A 23572-nucleotide genomic window follows, 5' to 3' on the forward strand; every position below is an offset into this window, starting at 1 on the left:
GATTAGTCTACAACATGGTAGTAATTATAATTCTATCAACTGCCTGAAAATTTTTTGAGATTAATCATTGATGAAAGATTGGTGGCAAGCGACTTTTCCCCAAGGACGGCAAAGTCTAATTATTAGCGATGTTGACGGGTATCCTGTACAGATTGCCTATGGTGAAAAAGGCACAGGAAAACCGCTTTTTCTCTTACATGGTATGGGAAGCTGGAGCTATAATTGGCGTTATAGTGTAGCTGCTTTATCTAAGCATTTTCGAGTCATTTGTTTTGATGCTAAAGGCTTTGGATTTTCAGATAAGCCTTGGTTACGTCGAGAGAAAAATGGGCATCAAGTTATTGAACTAGCAAGAGTTATTCAAGGATTATGTGATGAACCAGCTATTATTGTGGGAGAATCCATCGGGGCGTTAATTTCCTTAGCTTTAGCACAAAGAAATCCCCAACTAATCGGCAGGTTAATTGTGATGAATGCGCCGGTTTTTGCGGAACGCCTACCACATTGGGCAATGGAAATCCTCGCCAAAACTCCTTTAGAAGTCTTACAGGCAATTGACCATTTACGTTTAGCTTATTGGTTCGCGCCACTGGTACGCGAAGTCATGGCCACAGAAAGGCGCAAAGTGCTATTTGATCCCTCAATTCTGACCCCAGAAGATGTTTATTGGATTACTTATCCATTTATTGAACTCCCTGGTACGTTGGTAAAAGTTGCCGAAGAATTACAAATAGCAGCAAAAGAAATTGAAGATTGGCAAGCTAATAAACCCAATCTGCTCACTCAAATTCAAACTGATTTAGACAAGATAGATTGTCCCACATTAGTTTTATGGGGCGATCGCGATAGTTGGTTTCCCTCCACTCATGGCGAAAGATTACACCAACGCCTACCTAATTCCCAATTGCAAATCATCGATAACTGTTGTCACGATGCCTCAACTGGTGCAGCAAAAGAAGTGAATCAAGCCATTTTGAAATTTCTACAAGACACGGATTTTTTGTAATCTGTATCAATATGTTGAGCTAACAAAAAAATTAACAACTTATGCAAAGAAATATTAACCTCTAAAACCCTTTTGTTACCTAGATTTTCACCTCTTACCCCCTACTTCCTACCTCCTGTCTCCTCAAAACCGCTAGCTGACGGCAAACATGGTATGAGATCATAAAAAAACTAAGATTAATGCAAGTTAGAGAAGTCCCAAGAGAATGGAAGCACGCAAAACAGTTATTATTACAGGCACATCTTCGGGGGTTGGGTTGTACGCCGCTAAAGCCATGGCCAAAAGAAATTGGCACATAGTCATGGCTTGCCGAGATATTGAAAAAACTCAAAAAGCTGCCCAGTCCGCAGGAATTCCCCAAGATAGCTACACTATCATTCCCGTTGACTTAGCATCTTTAGGCAGTGTGCGTTACTTTGTGCAGAACTTCCGCGCCACCGGCAGAACCCTAGATGCTTTAGTGTGCAACGCAGCAATTTATATGCCTCTCATCAAAGAACCACTCCGCAGTCCAGAGGGATATGAATTAACCATGGCCACCAATCATCTAGGCCATTTTCTGCTGTGTAACCTGATGTTGGAAGATTTAAAAAAATCATCTTCCCAGCCCAGACTCGTAATTTTAGGAACAGTCACCCATAACCCCAACGAACTCGGCGGTAAAATTCCCCCCCGTCCAGACTTGGGCGATTTAAAAGGTTTTGCTGAAGGTTTCAAAGACCCCATTACAATGGCTGATGGCAAGAAATTTGAACCCGTCAAAGCTTATAAAGATAGTAAAGTCTGCAATATTCTCACAATGCGGGAATTGCATCGGCGATATCATGAATCTACGGGTATTATCTTTAATTCTCTCTATCCTGGATGTGTTGCCACAACAGCACTATTCCGTAACCACTATCCCCTATTCCAAAAACTGTTCCCTATCTTCCAACAACGCATTACAGGCGGTTTCGTCTCCGAAGAACTAGCGGGCGAACGGGTAGCAATGGTGACTGCTGATGCTGAATATGCCCAATCTGGTGCGTATTGGAGTTGGGGAAATCGGCAAAAGAAAGACCGCCAATCCTTTGTGCAGCAAGTTTCACCCCAAGCCAGTGATGATGCGATCGCTAGAAGGATGTGGGATCTAAGTGAAAACTTAGTAGGACTAGCCCCTGTAACTTCTCCAGCCGTTGCTAGATAGGGGTTTCCAACTCAAAAAATATCTCATCATTTTGATGAGCAAGGCGAATAACTAAAGATTTGTAGTAAGAACTTTAGTTTTCGGCGTTGCATAAATGCGGGATGAATTAAGCTTTTCTAGCAAAGTCAACCACCGATTTTTGCGCCTTTGCGCCTTTGCGCGAAACATAAATCATCACATTAATCAGCAACGCCTAGTTTTCAAATCAGGACTAAAGTCCTTACTACAAACTCAGTATCTCAAAATATTTAGCTATATTTTTAGTAGCTACAACAGTACCATTTGCGGAAATCAGCGCATAGGATAGATGTCACAAACTATTTCTAGAATATGCGGGCATATGGGAGAAAACTTTATTGCGGCGGTATTTGATGGTAGAGGATTTTATCCCCAAGAGGCGATCGCTTTACCTGTAAATACCCGTGTACGCTTAAGAATAGAAATACTGCCGAATAACGCACAAGCAACTGTATCTTTTTTAGCGACGGCGCGATCGCTACAATTGCATAGTCCGCCGGATTTGTCTGCTAACATTGACAAGTATTTATACGTTCAGGAAATTCCCTATGAAACCTGAAGTATTTCTTGATACATCTTTTGCCATTGCCTTAGCTGCACCCCAGGATAATTTACATCAACGAGCTTTACATTTAGCCAGCTTGATAGAAGCAGCAGGTACACGTTTAATTACTACCCAAACAGTCATGCTAGAAATTGGCAATATCTTATGCCAACAACCCTATCGTCATGAAGCGATTATGCTGTTAACTTCTCTAGCCTCTGATCCACAAGTAGAAATTGTGCCTTTATCTCAGGAACTCTATGAAAGAGCTTTCCAACTGTACTGCGAAAGCTCTGAAAAAGAATGGGGATTTGTTGATTGTGTATCTTTTATTGTTATGCAATTCTGTGGAATTACTGAAGCATTAACTGCAAACGAGCATTTTCAACAGCTAGGCTTTCGTGCCTTGTTACGAGAAACATCACTTTAAAAGGGGAAATAGAGAAAGTAGGGGTGTAGGGGTATGAGGGTGTAGGGGTGTGGGGGAAGAAGAAGATATTTCTGCTGTATTTTGCTGGCTTGTAGTTGCAGTAGTTTCAGATTTTTAAGTCCCATTCCCTATTCCCCATTCCCCATTCCCCATTCTTAATTATGTAAATTTCACGCCAACGTGCAAATTAACAGCAGGCGATAATGCCTATTGTGATGATAACAGCATGAAAGCGTGAATATAAATCTCCTCATTTCTCCTCAAGAACTCACGTCTTTGTTAGCAGCAAAATCCCCAAGGACTGTCATTATTGATACGCGCTCACCAGAAGAATATGCTATTGGCCATATTCCTCAAGCTATCAATATTAGAGATTTCTTTACTTATCTTTTAGATAATTCCTACCCTGCTGGATTCAAACAATTGCAAGAATATTTTGCCAAAATTATGAGCGAGGTAGGAATATCCGGCACAGAACATTTAATTGTGTATGAAGATGCCTTCAATAGAGGTTATGGTCAATCTTGTAGAGCCGCTTTCTTATTAAAATATTTGGGTTGTCCCCATGTATCTGTTTTGCATGGAGGATATAGAGCTTGGTTAGCGGCGGAATTACCCACTACTGATGAAGTACCGGAAGTTGAAAGCAGCATATTTAGATTGCATCCCCAAGCTGAGATGATGGTGACAACAATCGAAATGTTGCAGGCTATCAACAACCCCGCAATTATTAAATTAGACGTGCGCGATCGCGATGAATGGCAAGGTATCAGTTCTTCACCCTATGGTGTGGATTTCTGTCCCCGCAAAGGCAGAATCCCGAACGCCGTTTGGTTAGAATGGCATCGTCTGATGACTTCTGAATCAGGAATACCGATGTTTCGCCCCACAGCAGAGATTTTAGAAATTTGCCAATCTCTCAGTATTAATTCTGAGTCTGTTGTGTATATCTATTGTTTTAAAGGTTCTAGGGCGGCTAATGTGCTGTTTGCTTTGCAACAAGCTGGAATTCACGCCAAAAATTATTTCGGTTCTTGGAATGAATGGTCTCGCGATTTCTCGTTACCTATTGACAACAAAATAATCGCGTAAAATTATCCAAATTGGAATTTTGACTTGCCTAATAATATGGAAGATAGCCGTATTATGAATTAGTGCTTGTAGGCTAAGTCAATAAAACAGCTTGCTTACAAGCAAAAATTGAGCATGAAGCTCAGGAATTTATACTTGTTAAACTGGCTGAAAAATTCTATGAATTCTCAGGAAAATAATCCGAAAGAAACTACTGCGCCGTCTAAAACATGGCGAAATTGGCAGGAAAATTTTACCCTCATCGCGATCGCTTTAGTTTTAGCACTATTGATTCGGACTTTTGTGGCTGAACCTCGTTACATACCTTCCGAGTCAATGTTTCCTACTCTATACGAAGGCGATCGCCTAGTGGTGGAAAAAGTCTCTTATCGGTTTCATCCGCCTACATCTGGGGATATTGTGGTTTTTCAGCCACCAGAAGAACTACAAAAGCGGGGATACCCCAAAGACCAAGCTTTTATTAAACGGGTAATTGGTTTACCTGGGGAAGTCATCAGCGTTGCTAACGGTAAAGTTTACCTCAATGGACAAGCATTAGCTGAAGACTACATCGCTGAACCGCCTAATCAGCCATTTCCACCAGTAAAAGTCCCCCAAGACCAATTTTTCGTCATGGGAGACAACCGCAACAACAGTAATGATTCTCGTTACTGGGGCTTCTTACCCCAAGAAAATATCATTGGTAGAGCCGTTTTCCGTTTCTGGCCACCGGAACGCGTAGGGGTCATTTAAGTAGGGTGGGTTGAGAAAGTTCTTTGCTGGGAGTAGGGCATGGGGCATGGGGAATGGGGAATGGTGATAAATTCTGCCCGAATATTAGTTTTCAATACTCTAATACCAATTATTTAAAACTTTTGTCTGTTCCCCGTTCCCTGTTAAAGTCTAAAACCTTAAAAAATACATTAATTGTGCGATCGCTTCCCCAGGTATTGTCAATCTACGTTGAAAATCAGCTAAATCGCGGTACCCTCCAGACTGGAGGCGGTTCTGCACAACTGCTTCAGCTAAAGATATATCTATAAACGGCAGTTGGGCTAACTCTTCCACTGATGCAGTATTGACATTCACTACAGCAGTAGAACTAACTAGAGACTCATGGTCATAATAACTAAAATTTAATATAGGTTTCAATGGTTCTAGGCGTGGAGCAGGCATTCCCAAAGCTGCTGCTACATCTTCAATGCAGTAAAATTTTACACCAGAACGAGACAATTCCACAAGCGATCGCGCCTGATGAATTGATAAACCAGGTAAGCGTAACCAATCGTCTACAGTTGCTTGATTAGCATCAATACGGATACCCAATTGAGCCGCTATCTGGATTTCTTCCCCAGATTGTAATCGGTAATACGGGTCATTGAGCAATTTAGCCTTTAACTTGTTTAATCTAGGATTCCAAGGTAGCCATTGGTTCATATTGGTCAATAGTCAATAGTCATTAGTCAATAGTCAATAGTCATTAGTTATTAATACTTCTTCTCCCTTGTCTCCCTTGTCTCCCGATGCCCAATGCCCAATGCCCAATGCCCAATGCCCCATCTAATCCACCGATGCTTGGGCTTCACAGTGTAATCTTGTGGCAATGCGAAACAGTTCTTGCCCGGTGTGCAGATAACGATCATCATAGTTGAGGGGAAAATAAGATAACTCTTCTAAGCCATCTCCTACTTGACTGAGGCTGTAGTATATGTGGGCGGCGGCTCTGGCTAAACTAGGGGGATTTGGTAAGGAACGAAAAGTAGTTTGGGCTTGTTTCAGGTCGGTTTTACAGTTTTTTAAATATTCTTGAAATTCATCTAGTAATTCATCATCAAAGGGATCAGCCGCTAGTTCTTCAATTTGCTCTTCTAGGGAGTTGAGAATGCTGCACAGTAAGCGATTTACTGGGTGATATACTACGCGCAGCCATTCTTCTACCTGCTCGTCAACATCTTTGCCTGATTTACGTCTGGCTTGATAATGTTTTTGCGCTGATGCGGTGCGCTGTTGACGATTACCATTGAAATTTTGAGATTGATCCCGCAGTTGTTGGTCATAGTTGATACGACTTTGACTATCACCTAAGACTTCATAGGCTGCATTAATGCGAATAATCTGCTCGTTATCTGCGGTTTCCTGATTACTATCAGGATGAAATAACTTCACCAAGCGGCGGTAGGCTTGTTTAATCTCCGCTTGGCTGGCGTTAGAACTCACTTTGAGAGTTTCGTAGTGGTTGGAATCTTGTTTAAACTCGGCCATTCATCCCATTGATTATTAGCTGATGCTAGTGGCTACTTTTGCCTCTAAGTCTTGGAATAACGGTGTACTCAAGTATCTTTCGCCGAAACTGGGCTGAATCATCACGATTAAGCGTCCCTCGTTTTCTGGGCGTTGGGCTACACGAATAGCAGCATACAAAGCTGCACCACTGGAAATTCCAGATAATAACCCTTCTTCTCTGGCTAAACGCCGACTGTAAGCGATCGCTTCTTCATCGGTGACTGTAATCACTTCATCAATTAAGTCTAACTTGAGTACCTGGGGAATAAAACCAGCACCAATCCCTTGAATTTTATGGGGGCCTGGTTTACCTCCTGATAACACTGGGCTATTGGCTGGTTCGACAGCGATCGCTTGCAGGCTGGGTTTACGACTTTTCAGCACTTCCGCTACACCTGTAATCGTACCACCTGTTCCCACTCCTGCCACAATCATGTCTACCTGTCCATCGGTATCTTGCCAAATTTCTTCGGCGGTAGTTTCTCGATGGATTTTGACGTTAGCGGGATTGCGAAACTGCTGCAACATATAAGCATGAGGCGTAGTATTGACTATCTCCTGCGCCCGTCGAATCGCCCCACTCATTCCTTCCATTCCAGGAGTGAGTTCCAATTCTGCACCATAAGCTCGTAACATGGCTCGCCGTTCGCCACTCATGGTTTCTGGCATAGTTAAAATTAAGCGATAACCCTTAGCAGCCGCCCCCATTGCTAAAGCAATACCTGTATTTCCCGATGTCGGTTCTACTAATACCGTTTTTCCAGGCGCAATTAACCCCTCTTCTTCCGCCGCATTAATCATACTTACGCCAATTCTGTCCTTCACAGACGAAGAGGGATTCATACTTTCCAATTTGACTACAATTTGTGCCACACATCCCTCAGCCTGGGGGACGCGATTTAACTGTACTAAGGGTGTCCGCCCAATCAGTTCCGTAATATTACCAGCAATCCGCATAATTATTCCTTATTCGTTATTTATTAATCTAACTATTTCTCGTCCTTTTAGGACGACTTCATAATACAATACTAGTAGGTTGATGACCGTGAGAACGATGTTCGCGTAGCGTCTCGGAGAGAGGAAACAGGTAAAACGTCCTACTCCGTGATCTCAAAATTCCTATCCGTCAATGGTGTAAAAGTAAGTCCACACGGTAAGGACACAAAGCAATTAAATACCGTAGGACATACGGAAATTTACGCTTGGGGAATAGTCCATAAGTGGGGCATATCGGGAGATATGTTTCGGACTAGACATGAGACTGTAAGACCGAAATCAACATCGTTGGTGGAGGCATGATTCAGCCCAAGAATCCCCACGCCTTTAGGCTGGGGAGTTGTCAAAGTCTCAGCATTCATAGTCAATAGTCCACAGTCTTAAATTATGACTAGTGTACGGGCGGGTTTAACCAAAATATCTGTTTTCTAACGTGAATATCTCACAGAACCCGCCCCTATTGACTAGATGTAGTACATAATATCCAACTGCCGCCGAGAATCTCTCTTCTCGCATAAATCCTGAAGAGTGTAGTTCTTCAACACGGAATTAGCCGCTTGACAAGCTTCTTGCCAAATCTCTTCTATGACTGCGCCATCTAGTGTTTTGGTGCTGATATTATCTTCTCCAGTCTTAACATCTAACCCTTCTAAACATTCCAGTATTTCAAATAGGGTAATTTTCCGAGGTTCTCGCGCTAAAAGATAGCCACCTTTAGAACCGCGTTGACTTTTGAGGATACCTCCCCGTCTTAAGGTCGCTAGTAACTGTTCTAAATAACGATCGGGGATGTTTTGTTGGGCGGCGATTTGTCGAATTTGCATTGGTTCGCCGTTTTCGTAATGAGTTGCCATTTCTAGTAAGGCAAGAATTGCGTATTCTGATTTACACGATAGTTCCACAAGCAAAATAATTAAGTGATAAATGAATTTAGAAGCGAGTTAAGAAATCAACTCTATCTTCTTCTAGTATACTCCGGTTCATCACTAGGGTTTCTGCCTTATGACCTAGCCAAATAAAAAAACCCCGCTTGGTAGCGGGGTTAAATTCAGTTTAAAGTTTTGAGTTTCTGGTTTTGCCAACCAAGAACAACTCTAGAAGGTGAAAGTAGTTCTCAAGGTACCGATAATCGCATCATCACTGTTACCTTGGTTAACATTGGTCAACCAGATGACACCAGGAGTGACAGAAATGTTGTCAGAAACGCGATACTTGTAGAAACCTTCGATTTGGTAAGGAACTTCGTTTTGTCCAGGGTTGAGTCGGCCGAGTGAGTAGGGTTGCGCGCCTGCGAAGATACCGAGAACGTTACCTTGCTTACCAAAGTCAGGTAAAGCTACGCCAACACCGTAACTCCAAACTTCTTTATCGTTGTTTGCGCCTGTAACTGTTACATCGGTGTAAGAAACGAAGCCGCTAACGGATAATTTGTCGCTAGGTCTGAAGGCTGCGGATAAACCGAAGGAGTTGCTGGACGCTGAGTTGTTGAGAGTGTTGGCTTGGGAGGTACCTACGAGGATGTTACCGTCTTCATCTCCGAACAGACTGCTACCTGCACCGGTGTAACCATGAACGTAGGTTGCAGCTAATGCCAAGCGATCGCCTACACTGAAGTTCAATTGACCTAATGCAGCATAGTTGCCGTTAAATAAGCCTGCACTGTCGTTGGGGTTGTTAGCTTCTGATGCCAAGTAACCTACAGTCAAGGAACTTGGTCTGAAGATACCGCCACCTTTACCAAAGGGGAGAGTGAAAGCTACACCAGCACCACTACCAATCCGGTAGATGGGGCTTTCGGAGGATAGGGTGGATAAAGAACCGTTACCACCATCTGTTTTGTCGAAGAAGTAGGGGTTGTTAACAGCTGCATAGTGGCTGTGTCGTCCACCTGTGGCTGCTAAGTAAGCTCTAGCTGGCCCAAAGTCTGTTTCGTAGGTCAGTTTGTCGATTTCTACACCATTGTTACCGGTGCTACCAACTTGGAAGGTTTGTAAACCCTCACCACTACCATCAGCAGTACCTACAAAGGCTTGAGCGTTACCAGAAGATAAGCGGGTGGTTAATAGGTCTTTCCCTGTGAAACTGGTATTTAAGGTGAGACGGACTCTGTTTTGGAATACAGTATTATTTCTATCACCCAAATCATCACCAAATACATCGGTGACAGCAAAGATTGCTTCTCCGGCTAGTTTGGTGGTGGTGGAGAATTGGTTAGCTTCCAATTCCGCAGTCCGAGCTTCTAGAGCATCTACACGACCACGCAAGGTTGCTAATTCAGCAGAGAATTCTTCTTGCAGGCGTTGTAAGGTTGCTAAGTCTTGTTTTGTTACTAAATCAGCTGTAGCTGTGGCAATCAGTTCGTTGACCCGATCCAAACAAGCATTTAAACCAGCTGCGAATTCATAACGGGTTAAAGCTCTGCTACCACGAAATGTGCCGTTGGGATAACCCGCGATACAACCGTAACGCTCAACCAAGGATTGTAATGCTTGGAATGCCCAGTCGGTGGGTTGTACGTCAGAGAACTGAGAAACAGAGGTAACTTGACCTTGGTTGTTGTTAGTTCTACCTTCGTTGCTGTAGCGGTTAACTTGGTCGATTACTTTTGTATCTTCAGTGGTTGGGGCTGCTTGTGCCACAATCGCTGGTTGTTGAGCAACTGCCGGTAATACGGTTTCTGTAGTTGCTACTTCAGTTGTAGGAACTTCGGTTGTTGCTACTTCTGGGGTTGTGCTGGGTGCGGCGATCGCTGTTGCTGAAACTAACAGCGTTGCTCCTAATACCGCAGGACTAACCACTAGGGATTTCCACAATATGTTAGACATTTCTACTTTTCTCCTCACACCTTGTTATAGGTAATTGTTTTCGCTGCACCTAATTTTCAAAATGCGCCATCTTCACTAAAAGCTGTTGATGAGGCCTAGTTGCCACTACTACAATTTTAGTTTTCGCCAAGCTAACGACTGATTAACGCAATGTTAAAAATTGATGTAATTAACTTATGCAAAAACATAGCTATATAGCTTGTTATTATAGAATATTTCAGCTATATGGCAAGTAATGGGCGTTCGCCTCATTAACTGTCACAATTGCTCATCCATATATAAAAAGAAAGAGTAGGGTTTTAAAAGTTCCCCACTCTATAGATGATGTTCACAAGTAATACAGGCCTGCGAGTGGCTGTATACCAAGTATTTAACTAATTTGAGAAATGATTGCAGCTAAATCAAAATCTTTTTGAGTTAAGCCGCCCGCATCATGTGTTGTTAATGTAATTTGGACTTTGTTATAAGAAATCTCTATATCTGGATGATGTCCAGCTGATTCAGCTGGTTCCACTAGCTGGTTGACAAAGGCGATCGCTGTCACAAAATCTGGAAATATACGGGTAGTCTGTAGTTTAGAGTCTGTTACTGTCCACCCTGAAAGACTGTTGGCTTGTGCTTGAATCTCTGCATCCGTTAGTAGTTGCGCCATATTAATTCAAAATTCAAAATTCAAAATTCAAAATTCACAAACCTCTTCGGAGTGGATAACTAGGAAACAAAGAATTATTTTTCAGTGTTACCATAACCCCTCTACACGAAAGGTTTGAGTCCCTCACCTATAGGTGGTAAGTCTGGATACTTGTTTAAATCTGCCGTTCAGACATTACCTGTTATCTGTTAACGGCCACTCTCTATAAATTTCATAATACCTATAAAAAACTATCCGCTCTGATTTTAGGTCAGATGAACTAAATCAGAGCGGTCTAGCGGGTCTTCAGGTTGCAACCAGACTGCCGGAAGGAACTCCGTGCTTTAGCCTAGCTACTTGTAGCTAACTTAATCTGACTAGCAGATTAAGGCTAACTTTTAGAGAACAGCCCCGGCGCGCAGCCGGCTAACTGCAACCTGATGACCCATGCGTTTACTACTTTCTATCATGGGCATCACCTCCTTGTTGCCTAATCGGTCTTATTCTCAAAAAGGCAGAGCGTTTAGCTCTGGGTGTTAACCTTCGACTAATATAGCATATCAATTCCGAGATGCTAACCATTCCTCAAGAAAAAACCCCGCAAAAATGCGGGGGCTTTGACAATTCAGACAAAAGATGAATGTTAAATCATCAACCTTAGAGAGCGTTACCGCGAGGTAATACTTCTTCGGGGAATACAAATTTTTCGTGAGGCTGGTCTTGAGGAGCCATCCAAGCGCGGATACCCTCGTTCAGCAAAATGTTCTTGGTATAGAAAGTTTCAAATTCTGGGTCTTCAGCCGCCCGCAACTCTTGGGATACGAAGTCATACGCCCGCAAGTTGAGTGCTAAACCGACAATACCCACAGCCGCCATCCACAATCCTGTGACGGGTACGAACAGCATGAAGAAGTGTAACCAACGTTTGTTGGAGAAGGCAATCCCGAATATCTGTGACCAGAATCGGTTGGCTGTCACCATTGAGTAGGTTTCTTCTGATTGGGTGGGGTTGAAGGCGCGGAAGGTGTTGGCTCCTTCGCCGTCTTCAAATAGGGTGTTTTCTACTGTGGCTCCATGAATCGCACACAATAGCGCACCACCTAATACACCCGCTACTCCCATCATGTGGAAGGGGTTGAGGGTGAAGTTGTGGAACCCTTGTACGAATAGGATGAACCGGAAGATTCCTGCTACTCCGAAGCTGGGTGCAAAGAACCAGCTAGATTGTCCCAAGGGGTACATCAAGAAGACGCTGACGAATACCGCGATGGGGGCTGAGAATGCTAGGGCGTTGTATGGTCTAATTCCTACTAACCGCGCAATCTCGAATTGACGTAGCATGAAGCCGATTAAGCCGAAGGCTCCGTGTAATGCTACGAATGGCCATAATCCACCTAGTTGACACCAACGGGTGAAGTCGCCTTGGGCTTCTGGCCCCCACAACAGCAATAGGGAGTGTCCTAAGCTGTCTGCTGGTGTGGATACTGCTACTGTTAGGAAGTTACATCCTTCTAGGTAGGATGATGCTAGTCCGTGGGTGTACCAGGATGTGACGAAGGTTGTACCGGTTAGCCAACCGCCTAATGCTAGGAAGGCACAGGGGAATAGTAATATCCCTGACCAGCCTACGAATACGAAGCGATCGCGCTTTAACCAGTCGTCTAGTACGTCAAACCACCCTCTACTGGGGGCGCGTCCTACTGCGATGGTCATGAAAGGAAAACTCCAAATATTATAATTACGGGTTTACCTGTAGGCTGGCACTGATTTAGCTGCCTACAAGAGTATTACCAGGTTGTCAACCTAGTTTACAATTTTTTACTGACTCTAATAATTCTAGGCGCAAATCGTTAATTTTTCCAGGTATGTTTGTGAGAAATTTATTTTTGATACAGAAATTTATTTATGGGACATGAGGAATGGGGAATAGGGCATTGGGTATTGGGAGATAAGAGAGACAAGGGAGAAAGAGTCTTAATGACTATTCCCCTATACCCGATTCCCCATACCCTATGCCCCATTCCCGATGCCCCATTCCCCATTCCCGATTCCCTAACGCTAAAATGAGTCCTACAGTTATATGTAGTTACTTGCTAAATGTTTACCATTGACTTAAGCATCAGAAATACTGCTTTCCCTGTATCAGTGCAACGGAAGACAGCAGAGGACGCAGAGGCGGTTTATCAGCTGATTTTGGCAGCTATGCGTTCTGGTAATCCTGACATTGTAGAACTCAAGTGTGAAGGGAAAACAGAGAAGAAAATAGCTGTGCGTGCTAGTGAAATTTCTGGAGTCCAGATTACAGAAAAAGATGGCGCGACTACCAGTAGCGGTAAACCACCAGGCTTTTTTGCCTTAGCTGCTGAGTAAGCCAAACAGGGGTATTCATGGCAGAAGCGGGCATTATTGTTAAAGATTTAAAGTTCAATTGGCCTAATGGTGACACAGCAATTGCATCTTGCTCTTTGGAAGTTCCCAGGGGTGAGTTTTGGATGCTGTTGGGTACAAATGGTAGTGGTAAATCTACGCTACTTCGTTTGTTGGCGGGGCTTCTCGCTCCCACTTCTGGAGAAATTCAGGTTTTGCATCCTGTTGGCTTTGTTTTTCAAAATCCTGATCATCAATTAGTGATGCCAACGGTTGGTGCAGATGTGGCTTTTGGTTTGGTGGAGGAAAAACTGCCAATTGCAACGGTGAAAGCTAGAGTTAAAGAGGCATTGGGGGCAGTAAATTTAGGTGCTTTCCAGTTACGCCCGATTTACGCCCTCAGTGGCGGACAAAAACAACGGGTAGCAATAGCGGGTGCGATCGCTCGTCACTGTGAAGTCCTATTATTAGATGAACCCACAGCTTTACTCGATCCAGATAGCCAATTGGACTTAGTCGCTAGTGTCCGCACCCTGGTTAAAAGTAGGGGAATCACTGCTTTATGGGTGACACACCGACTAGACGAATTGAATTACTGCGATGGTGCTTTTTTACTAGAAAAGGGTCAACTCGTAGATAGTGGTGAACCTCAGCGACTTAAACAACGCTTGATGGAACATCGGTAGTAGGGACAATTCAAAATTCAAAATTCAAAATTCAAAATAAAAGAATTTTAGTCTTTTGAATTTTGAGTTTTTTCTGTTCATTACCTAAATAGAACGTTAATGATTATCCTGTTGTTGGTCTTTAAGTAAAAAATAGAGGATAAATTTTGTGGAATCTCGTCTAGAAGTTGAACAAGTAATTAAAATTCTGCAACAGGATCTACCAACTCTGTTTGAGAAAGATATCTCTTACGATATCTACACACAAGATATTTACTTTCAAGATCCTGTCAATAAATTTAAATATAAGTTTAATTATCGGATTATATTTTGGACTTTACGATTTCATGCACGTTTATTTTTTACGGAAATATATTTCGATGTACATGAGGTCTATCAATCAGCTACAGATATCATTACGGCGAAATGGACAGTCCGTGGTGTTTTGCGTGTTCCCTGGAAAGCGCGAATGTTTTTCAATGGTTATTCAACCTACAAACTCAATGCCAATAATTTAATTTACGAGCATCTTGACACTTGGGACAGGAAACCTAGTGAAATTCTCCAGCAGTTTTGGCAAAAAGGAGAAAAATCAACGTGGAAGTCTGAAGCGTAAGAATGTGTGGGAAAATTCTTAGTCAATTAACGTTGAGAAGTCAAGTAGTTTTGTAAAATTTAATACTTTTTTAAGCAAAGTCAAAAATACTAGAACTTAGCTATTTTCAGGATATAGGCAAATGTAACGGTTAATTTAGGAATTAACTATGTATAATTTATGCCGTTATAATAACAACTGAATACTAGTCAAAAATACGAGCAAAGTCAGAAAATTGGTTAAAAACCTTAGATTTTAGAACTCTTTGTAATAAAGTTACCTCAAAATCTAGAAAAATAGTAAAGAAAACAGCGAGAGAAATACTGTTTTTTACTTTATTTTTTGCTCGTTTCTAGGCTATAAAATCCCTAAAAAATTAAATCAATAACCAAAAGAAAAGGAGACGCATCTATGCCAGATACTGCCGTAGAATTTCCTAATTTAGAAAAATTTCAATCTGCTAATACCACAGTCAAATTTGCCGAAGCTGATCCTGAAGTTATTAAAGAAATTCAAACTTTACTCACTACCAAAGGATTATATACAGGGAAAGTTGATGGTATTGTTGGCGAACTAAGTCAAAAAGCTTTTGGGGAATTTAAAGAAAGTGTTTGGCTAGATTCTCCTGATATGTTGGGGCCAACTACTGCATCGGCTCTATTAGAAATAGCAGAAAATCATCAGACTATTGAAGAACAAACCCAACAATTAAAACCTTTACCAGCATCAACTGTAGGTACTAAAACCGGACGTTCTTTAAAGTTAGTTACAGGTGAATTAGTTTACGAAAACGAATTGATAGTTGCTGGTATTCCTTTAACTTGGGGGGAAGTGACAAAAGGATGTGACCCAGAACGTAACCCAGAATCAAAAACAATTATTAACAACATTATCAAGGCAGCCAAAGGCTTTGGCAAAATCCGCGATAAATATGACAGTCCTATTGCTATCAATTCTGCTTATCGCACGGCATCTGTAAATCGTCGCATAGGAGGTGCGCGTTATTCTCAACATATTAATGGTTTAGCTTTGGATATTTGTCCTGTAGATGGTAACTTTAAAAGGCTATTAGAAATTTGCCGCGCATCTGATTGTACGGGATTAGGTAGAGGAATGCACAGGGGCTTTATTCATTGCGATTGGCGGCCGGGTGGTCGTGTAGTTTTTGACTATCCTTAATTAATGTGAGTCTGGAGGTGTAGGTTTTTAAAACACTTACACCTCTATTTATTGAGCAAAGAACTGATAAATATACAATATCTGAGTGCGATCGCCTGCGGTGGAGTATCGTCCATTGCACTTGTTGGTATTTTACAGGCGTTGTCTAATTTAAGCTACACATCAGTAAAATTTGGGTAGGTAAAATCCTATCCGCTATATTTAAGGTATACTCTATTTTCCATTTGGTTTAGTCAACATGGATTTTACAGCCACTCTCAATGAGATTAAATCTCTCAGCATTGAAGAACGCATTCGTTTTGTGCAAGCCATTTGGGATAGTATCGCCGCAGAAAAGACTTACCCAAATCTCACAGCAGCACAAAAACAAGAACTAGATCGACGGATTAATGATTATGAAACTAATCCAGATAATGTGATGACATGGGAAGAGATTAAAGCTTCTATTAAAAAACAATAATGGATTATGTATTGGTTTTTCGTCCAGAAGTTCGTGAAGAACTCGATGAGGCTTATATTTGGTATGAAAATCAGCAAGTAGGGCTTGGCGATGAATTTTTAGACTGTGTGGACGAGATTCTCAACAGAATTTGCCAAATGCCAGAATCTTATGCTGTTGTCTATAACGATGTTCACCGAGCCGTTATTCAACGCTTCCCTTATGCTGTTTACTATCGAATTGTATCAAGTCGAATTATTGTCATAGCAGTTTTTCATGGGCGCAGAGATCCCAAAATCTGGCAAAGGCGAAACTAGTCAATTGATAGACTCAAGTTTAGTTGATTGTGCGATCGCACTTGTTGGTATTTTACAGGCGTTGTCTAATTTAAGCTACACATCAGTGAAATTTGAGTAGGTAAAATCCTATCCGCTATATTTCAGGTATATCGCTCGATTTTTCCGTTTAGTTTGGTCAACATGGAAGTGACAAAAAATTGACTGTATGCAAACTATTACTGATATTGGTACATTAATTGTCCGCACCCCTGGAACTCTTGGCGGTCGTCCTCACATTACAGGAACTAGAGTATCTGTACAGAGGGTTGCTGCATGGTACAAAATGGGTCTTAATGCAGAAGAAATTGTAGAACGAATGGGAAATTTGACTTTAGTGCAAGTGTATGCTGCCTTGACTTACTACCATGCTAATCGAGAAGAGATAGAAGCTTACCTGAGTGTGGAGAAGTTAAGTTATGAACAACTTGCGACTCAAATGAATCAATTGAGTTCCTCAATGCTTATTTAGGAGAATAAGTTGGCTTAATTAGAGAGCGATCGCACTTGTTGGTATTTTGCAGGCGATCGCTTTTAGGTAACTCTATAAAATTATTTAGCGATCGCACTTGTTGGTATTTTACAAGCGATCGTTTCCCTACGAGACGCTACGCTAAATTTTTTAGCCAAAACTATTAAATAATTTGGTTCTTTTGGAGATAGAGATCGTCCACGAAAGGCAGATATACGATAAGACTAATTGTTTTTTCAGAATATTTACGTAACGACAGGTTAGTATAAATCGATTATGATTATTATTTTATGACCTAACTGTAAACAGCAGAGATATTCTATCTAAAACCTAAAACTAGCCCTAATTTTATGAGCAAAATTAGTTGGTTTCCTGCTTGGCTGCCTCATCCACAGTCATGGGTGATGGCAGTTAGGCTAGCAATACCAGCCTACTTCGGTGCAAACGTGATTTTTGCATTTGAATTTTGGCGTTATTCTTTAGTAGGTGTTCTTCTGGCGGTAACAGGTAATAATGCTCTAATATTCTTTTTTGCAGTTTCTGCTGTTGCATTGTTGTTCGCTTTTATGTGGTTTTTGATTTTGACAAAAATATACACATTTTTGCTAAAACTTTTGTGGTCAAATCCACCGCAATGGCTCAGTTTGCCGAAATTTAGAACATTGATAGTTCGAGATTTTGGAATACTCGTTTTATCTGTTTTACCAATTATTGCTATTTTTGCAATTTATATTTTGTTTTTTACCAGTTTTAAACAAAGCTTTGCCGATTTAAAAACACCAAGGTTAACTTATGATAGTTTCCTGCTAAGATTCTGGTGGCTTTGGTTTATTTCTGCGGCTTACCTTTACCAATTATCTATTAGGAAAATCATTAGTAATGACAACTGATAAGATGTTGGTAGAGTGAATTTTATAAAGTTTATTACAGTTTCTAGCGGCAATTCTCAACCATGAAACATTAATGAGCTAATGACTAATCATCAATTAGCCATTAGCCACTCATTAATTAACAGCAAACTCTCCGCGTACCTCCGCGCATACCTTTGCGCCACTTTGCGTTAAAGTCTCTCAACTACGCAGTGCGAAAACGCGCCAACTCCTCGCCTGTCTTCGCATCATGGGCGTGAACAGTACACACCAGACAAGAATCAAACGATCGCGCTACGTGTCCTACTTCCACAGGATCGGTAGAATCTTCAATGGGTGTCCCAATTAAAGCTTCCTCAATGGGGCCACGGATACCATTCCCGTCACGGGGGCCGACGTTCCAAGAAGTAGCAGCAATAACTTGGTAATTCTTAATCTTGCCCTCTTCAATATCTACCCAGTGACACAAAGAACCCCGTGATGCTTCTGTTGCACCCCAACCACGGCCGTCTTTTTCCTTGGGTTTAATATACCAGGGGTCATTTAAAACGAACTCGCGCAAACATCTTTCGGCTTGGCGGTATAACTTGACAATTTCATGAACTCGTGCTAGCTGGCGCACATGAATACTAGCACCGCCCATTTTTTTGAAGACATCTAGGATAAACCCATCATAGTGCTGCCAAGATTCTCCATGTTGACCAGCTGCAACTAACTGACGGGCGAGGGGGCCGACTTCCAAGCGGCCGAAGTCTTCATGTAATACCGCAGTCGCCCAAGAGTAAGCACTGTTGAAGTCTTTATGATTTTTCTGGGTGGGTGTAGTGGTGCGGTCAAAGGGGTGAACGTTGTTTGTCCCTTCGTCATACCAAGCATGGGTGGTATTTTCACGAGCGAAGGTGTGATCCATTAAAGTATGTGTATCGCTAAAGCTGTTGTACACACCACTTTTCATAATGACAGCAGCATTACGTCCTTCAATAGTGGGTTTTTGGTATTTATCTTCGTGAGGTAGATATCCCCAGGAAACGTATTTACCTACACCTGCACCATATCTATCTAAGCCAATATCTAAACCCATGCGCCAATAGAAACCCAAGTCTGACTCACGGTGTTTGATATCTTCATCCAACCAATCCATGAAATCGTCGTAAGTTTGGATTTCTTCGTAGCGTTCTAAAGAACAACCCAACCATACAGGTTCTAGCCAATTGGTGCGGAAATATTCCAAAATTGCCCAAGCGCGGGTGATATCAGTCAAAGTGGGGGCGCACATCACACCACCAGGCACCATATAACTGCTGTGAGGCCATTGTCCACCGAATAGGGCGTAAATTTCTACGGGTTTACTGGAAATTGTCACACCCAATTCATAGGATTTACCTGTGAAAGCAGCAAAGCGACGGACGGCTTCATCATAGTAGCGGCTACTGCGGTATTTTTTATTAGTCAAGTCAATGGCAAACAATCCATAGAAGTAGCGGGGGATACTTTGGATTGTTTCAACAAGTTGACCGAGGTTTCTAGCTAAGATGGCATTGCGGGGGACTTCTGTACCCCAGGCTGTATCTAATGCCCAAGCGGCAGAGGTTAAATGTGAAGCACCGCAGATACCGCAAATACGAGGTGTCACAATTAACCCGGCTTGGGGGTCTTTACCGCGTAAGATAATTTCAAAGCCGCGAAATAGTTCGGCGTGTGTCCAGGCGTTAACTACCTGACCATCTGCAATTTCTACACGAACGTCTAAATCGCCCTCGACTCTACCGACGGGCGAGATGTCTAATGTTTGTATTCCCATGATGATTAGTCCATAGTCAACGGTCAACAGTCATTAGTCATTAGTTATTAGTCATTAGTCATTAGTCAACAGTCAAAGAGTTTGCACTATGGACTATTGACTATGGACTATTGACTAGTGACTAAACAGTAAAAAAGTCTTCATCTGCCCAGTCTGGGGCTGTATTTTTGGCGACCATTGTAAGTAGGGCGTAGTCTTTGGTTTTGACTCCTGGGGGTAATTCTTTGGGAACTCCCATGACGGTTTGAGTCTTAAAGACTGTACCTGGTTGTAGGTCAAAGAAGGGAAATTCTGGTTCTGTACAGCCTAAACAGGGCATTCCGGCGCGAGTCTTGGAGGAAACGCGATTCCAGAGGATGCGGTTGCAAGAGGAATGGGTCATGGGGCCACGACAACCCAAGTCGTAGAATAAGCAGCCTTTACGTTGACCGAATTCGGCGGTGGTGGCTTTGTAGGCAAAGTGGACGTTACGAGTACAACCTGTTTGGGTGTAGGTGTTAAAGAAGGTTTGGGGACGGTGCAATTCATCGAGGGCGATGTCTGCAATGCGTCCGGTAGCGATCGCCACTAATATCTGCGTAATCCAGTCGGGGTGTGCTGGACATCCAGGTATATTAATGACTGGTAATCCTGATTTGGCGACGAAGTTTTTACCTAAAAAGCCACCTTCCTGACGCTTGAGAAATTGCAACCCTTGGGATTCGCTGGGGTTGGGTGACATGGCGGGGATTCCTCCCCAAGTGGCGCAATCACCTACGGCTACAACGAACCTAGCGACTTTTGATAAGTCAGCTAGCCAATCTTTCATCGGGCGATCGGCAAATCGATTCCACTCACCTGTACCATCGGGGGCATTAATTACCGTCCCTTCAAATACTAAGATATCGAGGGGGATTTTACCGAGAATACAGTCCCACAGTAAGGTTTGGAGATTGTAACCTAATTCCAATCCCAAGGAAGGATGCCATAGTACCTTAATGCCAAAATCAGCGATTAAATCGCAGACTGTCGGTTCTTCGGCATTAAGAAAAGACATGGTGTTGCCCGAACAAGCACCACCTTGCAGCCAGAGTACGTTAGTCATTGGCTATTAATTTGTCTATTGTTTACCACTGATGACGCAGGTGTGTACGCTTGTAGAGTTTCACCTGATATATTTAGTTTTAATTTTAAAAATAACTGATTTTTTTTAAATAATTTGCTTTTATTAAATAAAAATTAATGTTTAACTAAAAATAAAGTCTATATCCTATCTCCAAGAAAAAGTAAATTAAACTACAGATTTTGATTATAAATTATGGGTGTTTAAAATAGACACTACAAATGGCAATTACCCTCTGGAATTTCGGAATTATAATGTTTTATATTACAGAATTGATGTCTGAAATTCTTAAGTCATCATTTCCCAATAGCAAGGGAATTCCGCTTCATTAATTCCCACTCTGTGTAAATAAATATACTTTTTGAAGATGATAGAAATGAATATTCTACGGAGAATCAGGAAACATGAATGAATTTTTCCATGACCCACACGTTAGTGCATTTCTCACAAGTATGGTAGCGGGTGACTTAACTTTAGTAACAGGATTATTGTGGTTAATTATTGCCACAATTATTTCGATGGTTGCTGGTGCAGTTGGCGGGATGATACTTGCTGGGAAAGAAATAGGTTATGTATTTTCAGCCACTTTGGGAGCATTATTCGCACCAACTGGGACAATTCCCGCCGTAGTTGTGGGGCTGGCTATTCTAAATTTCTTGAGTCGTTTCTAGGAGATAAATATGTTTGAATTAGGCTGGTTTTCTGCTAAGTTATTTTTCAAGGGTAAACTTATACGTGACCCTTTGTACTTTATTCAACAGGCTTCAATTGGTGTAGGTTTTGGTTTACTTGTACTTGTGTTACTTGGTCAATTAGAAATTCCTTTGTGTTTACCAATTACTGCTGCTAGTTTAACTACAGGTGTGTTAATGCCTTTTCTGCTGAAGGATTTCAAAATGAAGTGATATTCATTAGGGTGTGATGTTTTTTCTGTGTGCGGATGCGCTAAGTATTATCTTGTTTAAACGGGAAAATATGCTGAGGTTAGCGCAGCGAAAAGTCTGATCACTGGAAGCCGGTGATCAGACTTTTAAATACAGAGGTACACAGAGTTTTTCTATTGCTATAGGTTTGTAAACAAGGGGAAGTTTTTGTTAAAATAGCCTCATTTTTTTGAGAACTAGAGGGTTAAACTAATTTTCATTCTATTGCTGACGGAAGATAGTTACTATTTTCTAGCAGTTGTTGATTTTGAGTTTCGGATTTGGAGTAAAGCAACGTGATTCCCAGCATCACAGATTCCACAGTTAAAGCTGCGCTGGCGGCTATTACATCAGAATCAGCAACGACAGCAGAAAAAATTCAAATGCTGATTGAATTGGCGCAAGGTTTACAAAAAAAGCCGAAAACTCCGCAGGATTTATGGAATGCGGTGGAGTTATATCAACAGGCTGATAAACTGTGTGATAACGATTATCCTCTGTGGAAGGCGCGATCGCAAGCTGGGATGGCGGGGGCTTTAAAGTCAATTCCTGATGGGGGTGTGGAATTATTACTTAAGGCGAAGGCTGCTTATGAGTCTGCATTGCCAATATTACAGCAATTAGCTGCACCGGTGGAAGTTGCGGAAGCACAGATGAATTTGGGACTGGTGTTACAGTCTCTAGTACCGTTTAATTTGGCGAAGATTACAGATAGTATCGCCATTTATCAGGAGGCGATGCGGGTATTTACCAGCCAAGATTATCCTCAAGAATACGCGATTTTGGCAAATAATATTGCGATCGCCTATCTGTCTATGTCTGGAAATCCCGAACAGCAAAATTTGTGTGAAGGTTTGGCTGTACAAACTTTTGAAGCCGCTTTAAAACAGATTAACTTAATTGAGCATCCCAGAGAATATGCGATGTTACAGAATAACCTGGGTAATGCTTTGCAATATTTACAAAGTTCCCATCCTGTAGAAAATAATTTGCGAGCGATCGCAGCTTATAATGAAGCTCTCAAAGTGCGGAATGCTCAAGATAACCCCTTAGAATATGCTAACACAATTGCAAATAAAGCTAACGCCTTATTTAATTTACCTGATGACCCAGAAAAACCAGAGTTAGGTAATGCTAAAAATCTTTTACAAGCCAGAGATTACTATCAAGCAGCTTGGGAAATATTTAGCCAATATCAACAAACAGAACAAGCGGCGATAATTGCTCAGGCGTTGCAAGATGTAAATGCAGAAATTCGGGTAACTATGAATAATTAGTATATTGACTAATGACTAACTTAGAAGAATTGGTGACAGAGATTAATCGGTTTGAGGCAATTATTTCTCATTGGGATGAAAGTCAGCGTAGTGTGGCTGTTGGATTTAAAAGGGCGATTGAGGATTTACATAAAGAAGCTTTGACGCGGTTAATTAAAAGTGTAAAGCAAGAATCTTTACCAGCACTACAAAACGCGGTAAAAGATGAAATCGTCTATGCTGTATTGCTTTATCATGAATTAGTTAAACCGCCACAGCTACCACTTTCACAACGTGTTCAAACAGCATTAGAAATAGTACGCCCAGGCTTACAAAGCCATAACGGAGATGTAGAATTAGTAGCCATCAAACCACCAGACACAGTAGAAATAAGGTTAATAGGAACTTGTAGTAATTGTCCCACTTCAACCTTAACCTTATCTCAAGGAATAGAACAAACCATCAAAGAATATTGCCCAGAAATCACCAAAATAATCGCCGTAAGATAGAATCTTTACTCTTTTTTCCTTTGCGCCTTTGCGCCTTTGCGTGAGATAAAAACCATTTAACTCCACACCC

At 41.8% G+C, this 23572-nt stretch carries 30 protein-coding genes; 19 read left to right on the forward strand and 11 right to left on the reverse strand.

What is annotated here, in order from left to right; translation table 11 throughout:
- The first annotated feature begins 70 nt into the window (after window positions 1–70).
- From CV014_RS02530 to CV014_RS02545, 4 genes are all read left to right on the forward strand, one after another.
- The gene (locus tag CV014_RS02530; RefSeq protein ID WP_236140664.1) at window positions 71–1006 is read left to right on the forward strand and encodes an alpha/beta fold hydrolase; all 936 of its coding nucleotides are present in this window, start codon (window positions 71–73) and stop codon (window positions 1004–1006) included.
- A 205-nt stretch (window positions 1007–1211) separates the two neighbouring features.
- Window positions 1212–2192 carry a protochlorophyllide reductase gene (locus CV014_RS02535; protein WP_236140584.1) on the forward strand — a complete coding sequence of 327 codons (981 nt, stop codon included), beginning with the start codon at window positions 1212–1214 and terminating at the stop codon, window positions 2190–2192.
- A 340-nt stretch (window positions 2193–2532) separates the two neighbouring features.
- Complete coding sequence (locus CV014_RS02540) at window positions 2533–2769, forward strand: hypothetical protein (RefSeq protein WP_236140585.1); 237 nt, start codon at window positions 2533–2535, stop codon at window positions 2767–2769.
- A complete protein-coding gene (locus CV014_RS02545) occupies window positions 2759–3184 on the forward strand; it encodes a type II toxin-antitoxin system VapC family toxin (RefSeq protein ID WP_236140586.1) in 426 nt (141 codons plus the stop codon). Before CV014_RS02540 ends, CV014_RS02545 begins: the two co-directional genes overlap by 11 nt.
- Here the strand turns inward: CV014_RS02545 and CV014_RS29820 are convergent.
- Entirely contained in the window at window positions 3181–3309 is a 129-nt protein-coding gene (locus tag CV014_RS29820) for a hypothetical protein (RefSeq protein ID WP_268964453.1), read from the reverse strand. The genes CV014_RS02545 and CV014_RS29820 overlap by 4 nt on opposite strands.
- Window positions 3310–3418: 109 nt before the next feature.
- Here CV014_RS29820 and CV014_RS02550 point away from each other — a divergent pair, with 109 nt between their 5' ends.
- A complete protein-coding gene (locus CV014_RS02550) occupies window positions 3419–4276 on the forward strand; it encodes a sulfurtransferase (RefSeq protein WP_236140587.1) in 858 nt (285 codons plus the stop codon).
- Window positions 4277–4435: 159 nt separating this feature from the next.
- Window positions 4436–5008: a signal peptidase I gene (gene lepB, locus CV014_RS02555; RefSeq protein ID WP_236140588.1), complete on the forward strand. Its 573-nt coding sequence runs from the start codon at window positions 4436–4438 to the stop codon at window positions 5006–5008.
- A 150-nt stretch (window positions 5009–5158) separates the two neighbouring features.
- Here lepB and CV014_RS02560 read toward each other — a convergent pair whose 3' ends face one another.
- The 8 genes from CV014_RS02560 to psbD form a co-directional block, all read right to left on the reverse strand.
- Window positions 5159–5692, reverse strand: coding sequence for a ComEA family DNA-binding protein (locus CV014_RS02560; protein WP_236140665.1), 534 nt, complete (start codon window positions 5690–5692; stop codon window positions 5159–5161).
- Window positions 5693–5815: 123 nt separating this feature from the next.
- On the reverse strand, window positions 5816–6517 hold the full coding sequence (locus CV014_RS02565) for a DnaJ domain-containing protein (RefSeq protein WP_236140589.1): 702 nt from the start codon (window positions 6515–6517) through the stop codon (window positions 5816–5818).
- 15 nt (window positions 6518–6532) lie between these two features.
- Window positions 6533–7495: a cysteine synthase A gene (cysK, locus tag CV014_RS02570; RefSeq protein ID WP_236140590.1), complete on the reverse strand. Its 963-nt coding sequence runs from the start codon at window positions 7493–7495 to the stop codon at window positions 6533–6535.
- Window positions 7496–7734: 239 nt separating this feature from the next.
- Window positions 7735–7896, reverse strand: coding sequence for a hypothetical protein (locus CV014_RS02575; RefSeq protein ID WP_236140591.1), 162 nt, complete (start codon window positions 7894–7896; stop codon window positions 7735–7737).
- Window positions 7897–7998: 102 nt separating this feature from the next.
- The gene (locus CV014_RS02580) at window positions 7999–8436 is read right to left on the reverse strand and encodes an RrF2 family transcriptional regulator (protein WP_236140592.1); all 438 of its coding nucleotides are present in this window, start codon (window positions 8434–8436) and stop codon (window positions 7999–8001) included.
- 192 nt (window positions 8437–8628) lie between these two features.
- On the reverse strand, window positions 8629–10359 hold the full coding sequence (locus CV014_RS02585; protein WP_236140593.1) for an iron uptake porin: 1731 nt from the start codon (window positions 10357–10359) through the stop codon (window positions 8629–8631).
- 370 nt (window positions 10360–10729) lie between these two features.
- Complete coding sequence (locus CV014_RS02590) at window positions 10730–11011, reverse strand: 4a-hydroxytetrahydrobiopterin dehydratase (protein ID WP_236140594.1); 282 nt, start codon at window positions 11009–11011, stop codon at window positions 10730–10732.
- Between the two features lie 636 nt (window positions 11012–11647).
- The gene (gene psbD, locus CV014_RS02595; RefSeq protein ID WP_236140595.1) at window positions 11648–12703 is read right to left on the reverse strand and encodes a photosystem II D2 protein (photosystem q(a) protein); all 1056 of its coding nucleotides are present in this window, start codon (window positions 12701–12703) and stop codon (window positions 11648–11650) included.
- Between the two features lie 192 nt (window positions 12704–12895).
- Here psbD and CV014_RS02600 point away from each other — a divergent pair, with 192 nt between their 5' ends.
- The 9 genes from CV014_RS02600 (at window position 12896) to CV014_RS02640 (ending at window position 17932) form a co-directional block, all read left to right on the forward strand.
- The gene (locus tag CV014_RS02600; protein WP_236140596.1) at window positions 12896–13057 is read left to right on the forward strand and encodes a hypothetical protein; all 162 of its coding nucleotides are present in this window, start codon (window positions 12896–12898) and stop codon (window positions 13055–13057) included.
- 30 nt (window positions 13058–13087) lie between these two features.
- Complete coding sequence (locus CV014_RS02605; protein ID WP_103138645.1) at window positions 13088–13360, forward strand: hypothetical protein; 273 nt, start codon at window positions 13088–13090, stop codon at window positions 13358–13360.
- A gap of 17 nt (window positions 13361–13377) precedes the next feature.
- On the forward strand, window positions 13378–14043 hold the full coding sequence (locus CV014_RS02610) for an ABC transporter ATP-binding protein (protein WP_236140597.1): 666 nt from the start codon (window positions 13378–13380) through the stop codon (window positions 14041–14043).
- Window positions 14044–14191: 148 nt separating this feature from the next.
- On the forward strand, window positions 14192–14638 hold the full coding sequence (locus CV014_RS02615) for a DUF2358 domain-containing protein (RefSeq protein WP_236140598.1): 447 nt from the start codon (window positions 14192–14194) through the stop codon (window positions 14636–14638).
- A 390-nt stretch (window positions 14639–15028) separates the two neighbouring features.
- On the forward strand, window positions 15029–15796 hold the full coding sequence (locus CV014_RS02620) for a D-Ala-D-Ala carboxypeptidase family metallohydrolase (RefSeq protein WP_236140599.1): 768 nt from the start codon (window positions 15029–15031) through the stop codon (window positions 15794–15796).
- A gap of 238 nt (window positions 15797–16034) precedes the next feature.
- On the forward strand, window positions 16035–16256 hold the full coding sequence (locus CV014_RS02625; RefSeq protein ID WP_236140600.1) for an addiction module protein: 222 nt from the start codon (window positions 16035–16037) through the stop codon (window positions 16254–16256).
- On the forward strand, window positions 16256–16552 hold the full coding sequence (locus CV014_RS02630; RefSeq protein WP_236140601.1) for a type II toxin-antitoxin system RelE/ParE family toxin: 297 nt from the start codon (window positions 16256–16258) through the stop codon (window positions 16550–16552). The genes CV014_RS02625 and CV014_RS02630 overlap by 1 nt, the downstream gene beginning before the upstream one ends.
- A gap of 187 nt (window positions 16553–16739) precedes the next feature.
- Window positions 16740–17042: a DUF433 domain-containing protein gene (locus CV014_RS02635; protein WP_236140602.1), complete on the forward strand. Its 303-nt coding sequence runs from the start codon at window positions 16740–16742 to the stop codon at window positions 17040–17042.
- Between the two features lie 350 nt (window positions 17043–17392).
- Window positions 17393–17932, forward strand: coding sequence for a hypothetical protein (locus tag CV014_RS02640; RefSeq protein WP_236140603.1), 540 nt, complete (start codon window positions 17393–17395; stop codon window positions 17930–17932).
- 184 nt (window positions 17933–18116) lie between these two features.
- Here CV014_RS02640 and CV014_RS02645 read toward each other — a convergent pair whose 3' ends face one another.
- Together CV014_RS02645 and CV014_RS02650 are read right to left on the reverse strand one after the other, a co-directional pair.
- Window positions 18117–19712, reverse strand: a complete 1596-nt coding sequence (locus CV014_RS02645; protein WP_236140604.1) for a nickel-dependent hydrogenase large subunit — start codon at window positions 19710–19712, stop codon at window positions 18117–18119.
- Between the two features lie 121 nt (window positions 19713–19833).
- On the reverse strand, window positions 19834–20796 hold the full coding sequence (locus CV014_RS02650; protein WP_236140605.1) for a hydrogenase small subunit: 963 nt from the start codon (window positions 20794–20796) through the stop codon (window positions 19834–19836).
- Window positions 20797–21218: 422 nt separating this feature from the next.
- On the opposite strand from CV014_RS02650, the gene CV014_RS02655 reads away from it, so the two are divergent.
- The 4 genes from CV014_RS02655 (at window position 21219) to CV014_RS02670 (ending at window position 23502) form a co-directional block, all read left to right on the forward strand.
- Window positions 21219–21485 carry a hypothetical protein gene (locus CV014_RS02655; RefSeq protein ID WP_236140606.1) on the forward strand — a complete coding sequence of 89 codons (267 nt, stop codon included), beginning with the start codon at window positions 21219–21221 and terminating at the stop codon, window positions 21483–21485.
- Between the two features lie 9 nt (window positions 21486–21494).
- Window positions 21495–21719, forward strand: coding sequence for a hypothetical protein (locus CV014_RS02660; RefSeq protein ID WP_236140607.1), 225 nt, complete (start codon window positions 21495–21497; stop codon window positions 21717–21719).
- Between the two features lie 314 nt (window positions 21720–22033).
- Window positions 22034–23014: a hypothetical protein gene (locus CV014_RS02665; RefSeq protein ID WP_236140608.1), complete on the forward strand. Its 981-nt coding sequence runs from the start codon at window positions 22034–22036 to the stop codon at window positions 23012–23014.
- Window positions 23015–23025: 11 nt separating this feature from the next.
- On the forward strand, window positions 23026–23502 hold the full coding sequence (locus CV014_RS02670) for a NifU family protein (protein WP_236140609.1): 477 nt from the start codon (window positions 23026–23028) through the stop codon (window positions 23500–23502).
- The last annotated feature ends 70 nt before the right edge of the window (window positions 23503–23572 follow it).

The organism is Nostoc sp. CMAA1605, assembly GCF_021596505.1.
Classification (GTDB): Bacteria; Cyanobacteriota; Cyanobacteriia; order Cyanobacteriales; family Nostocaceae; genus Trichormus.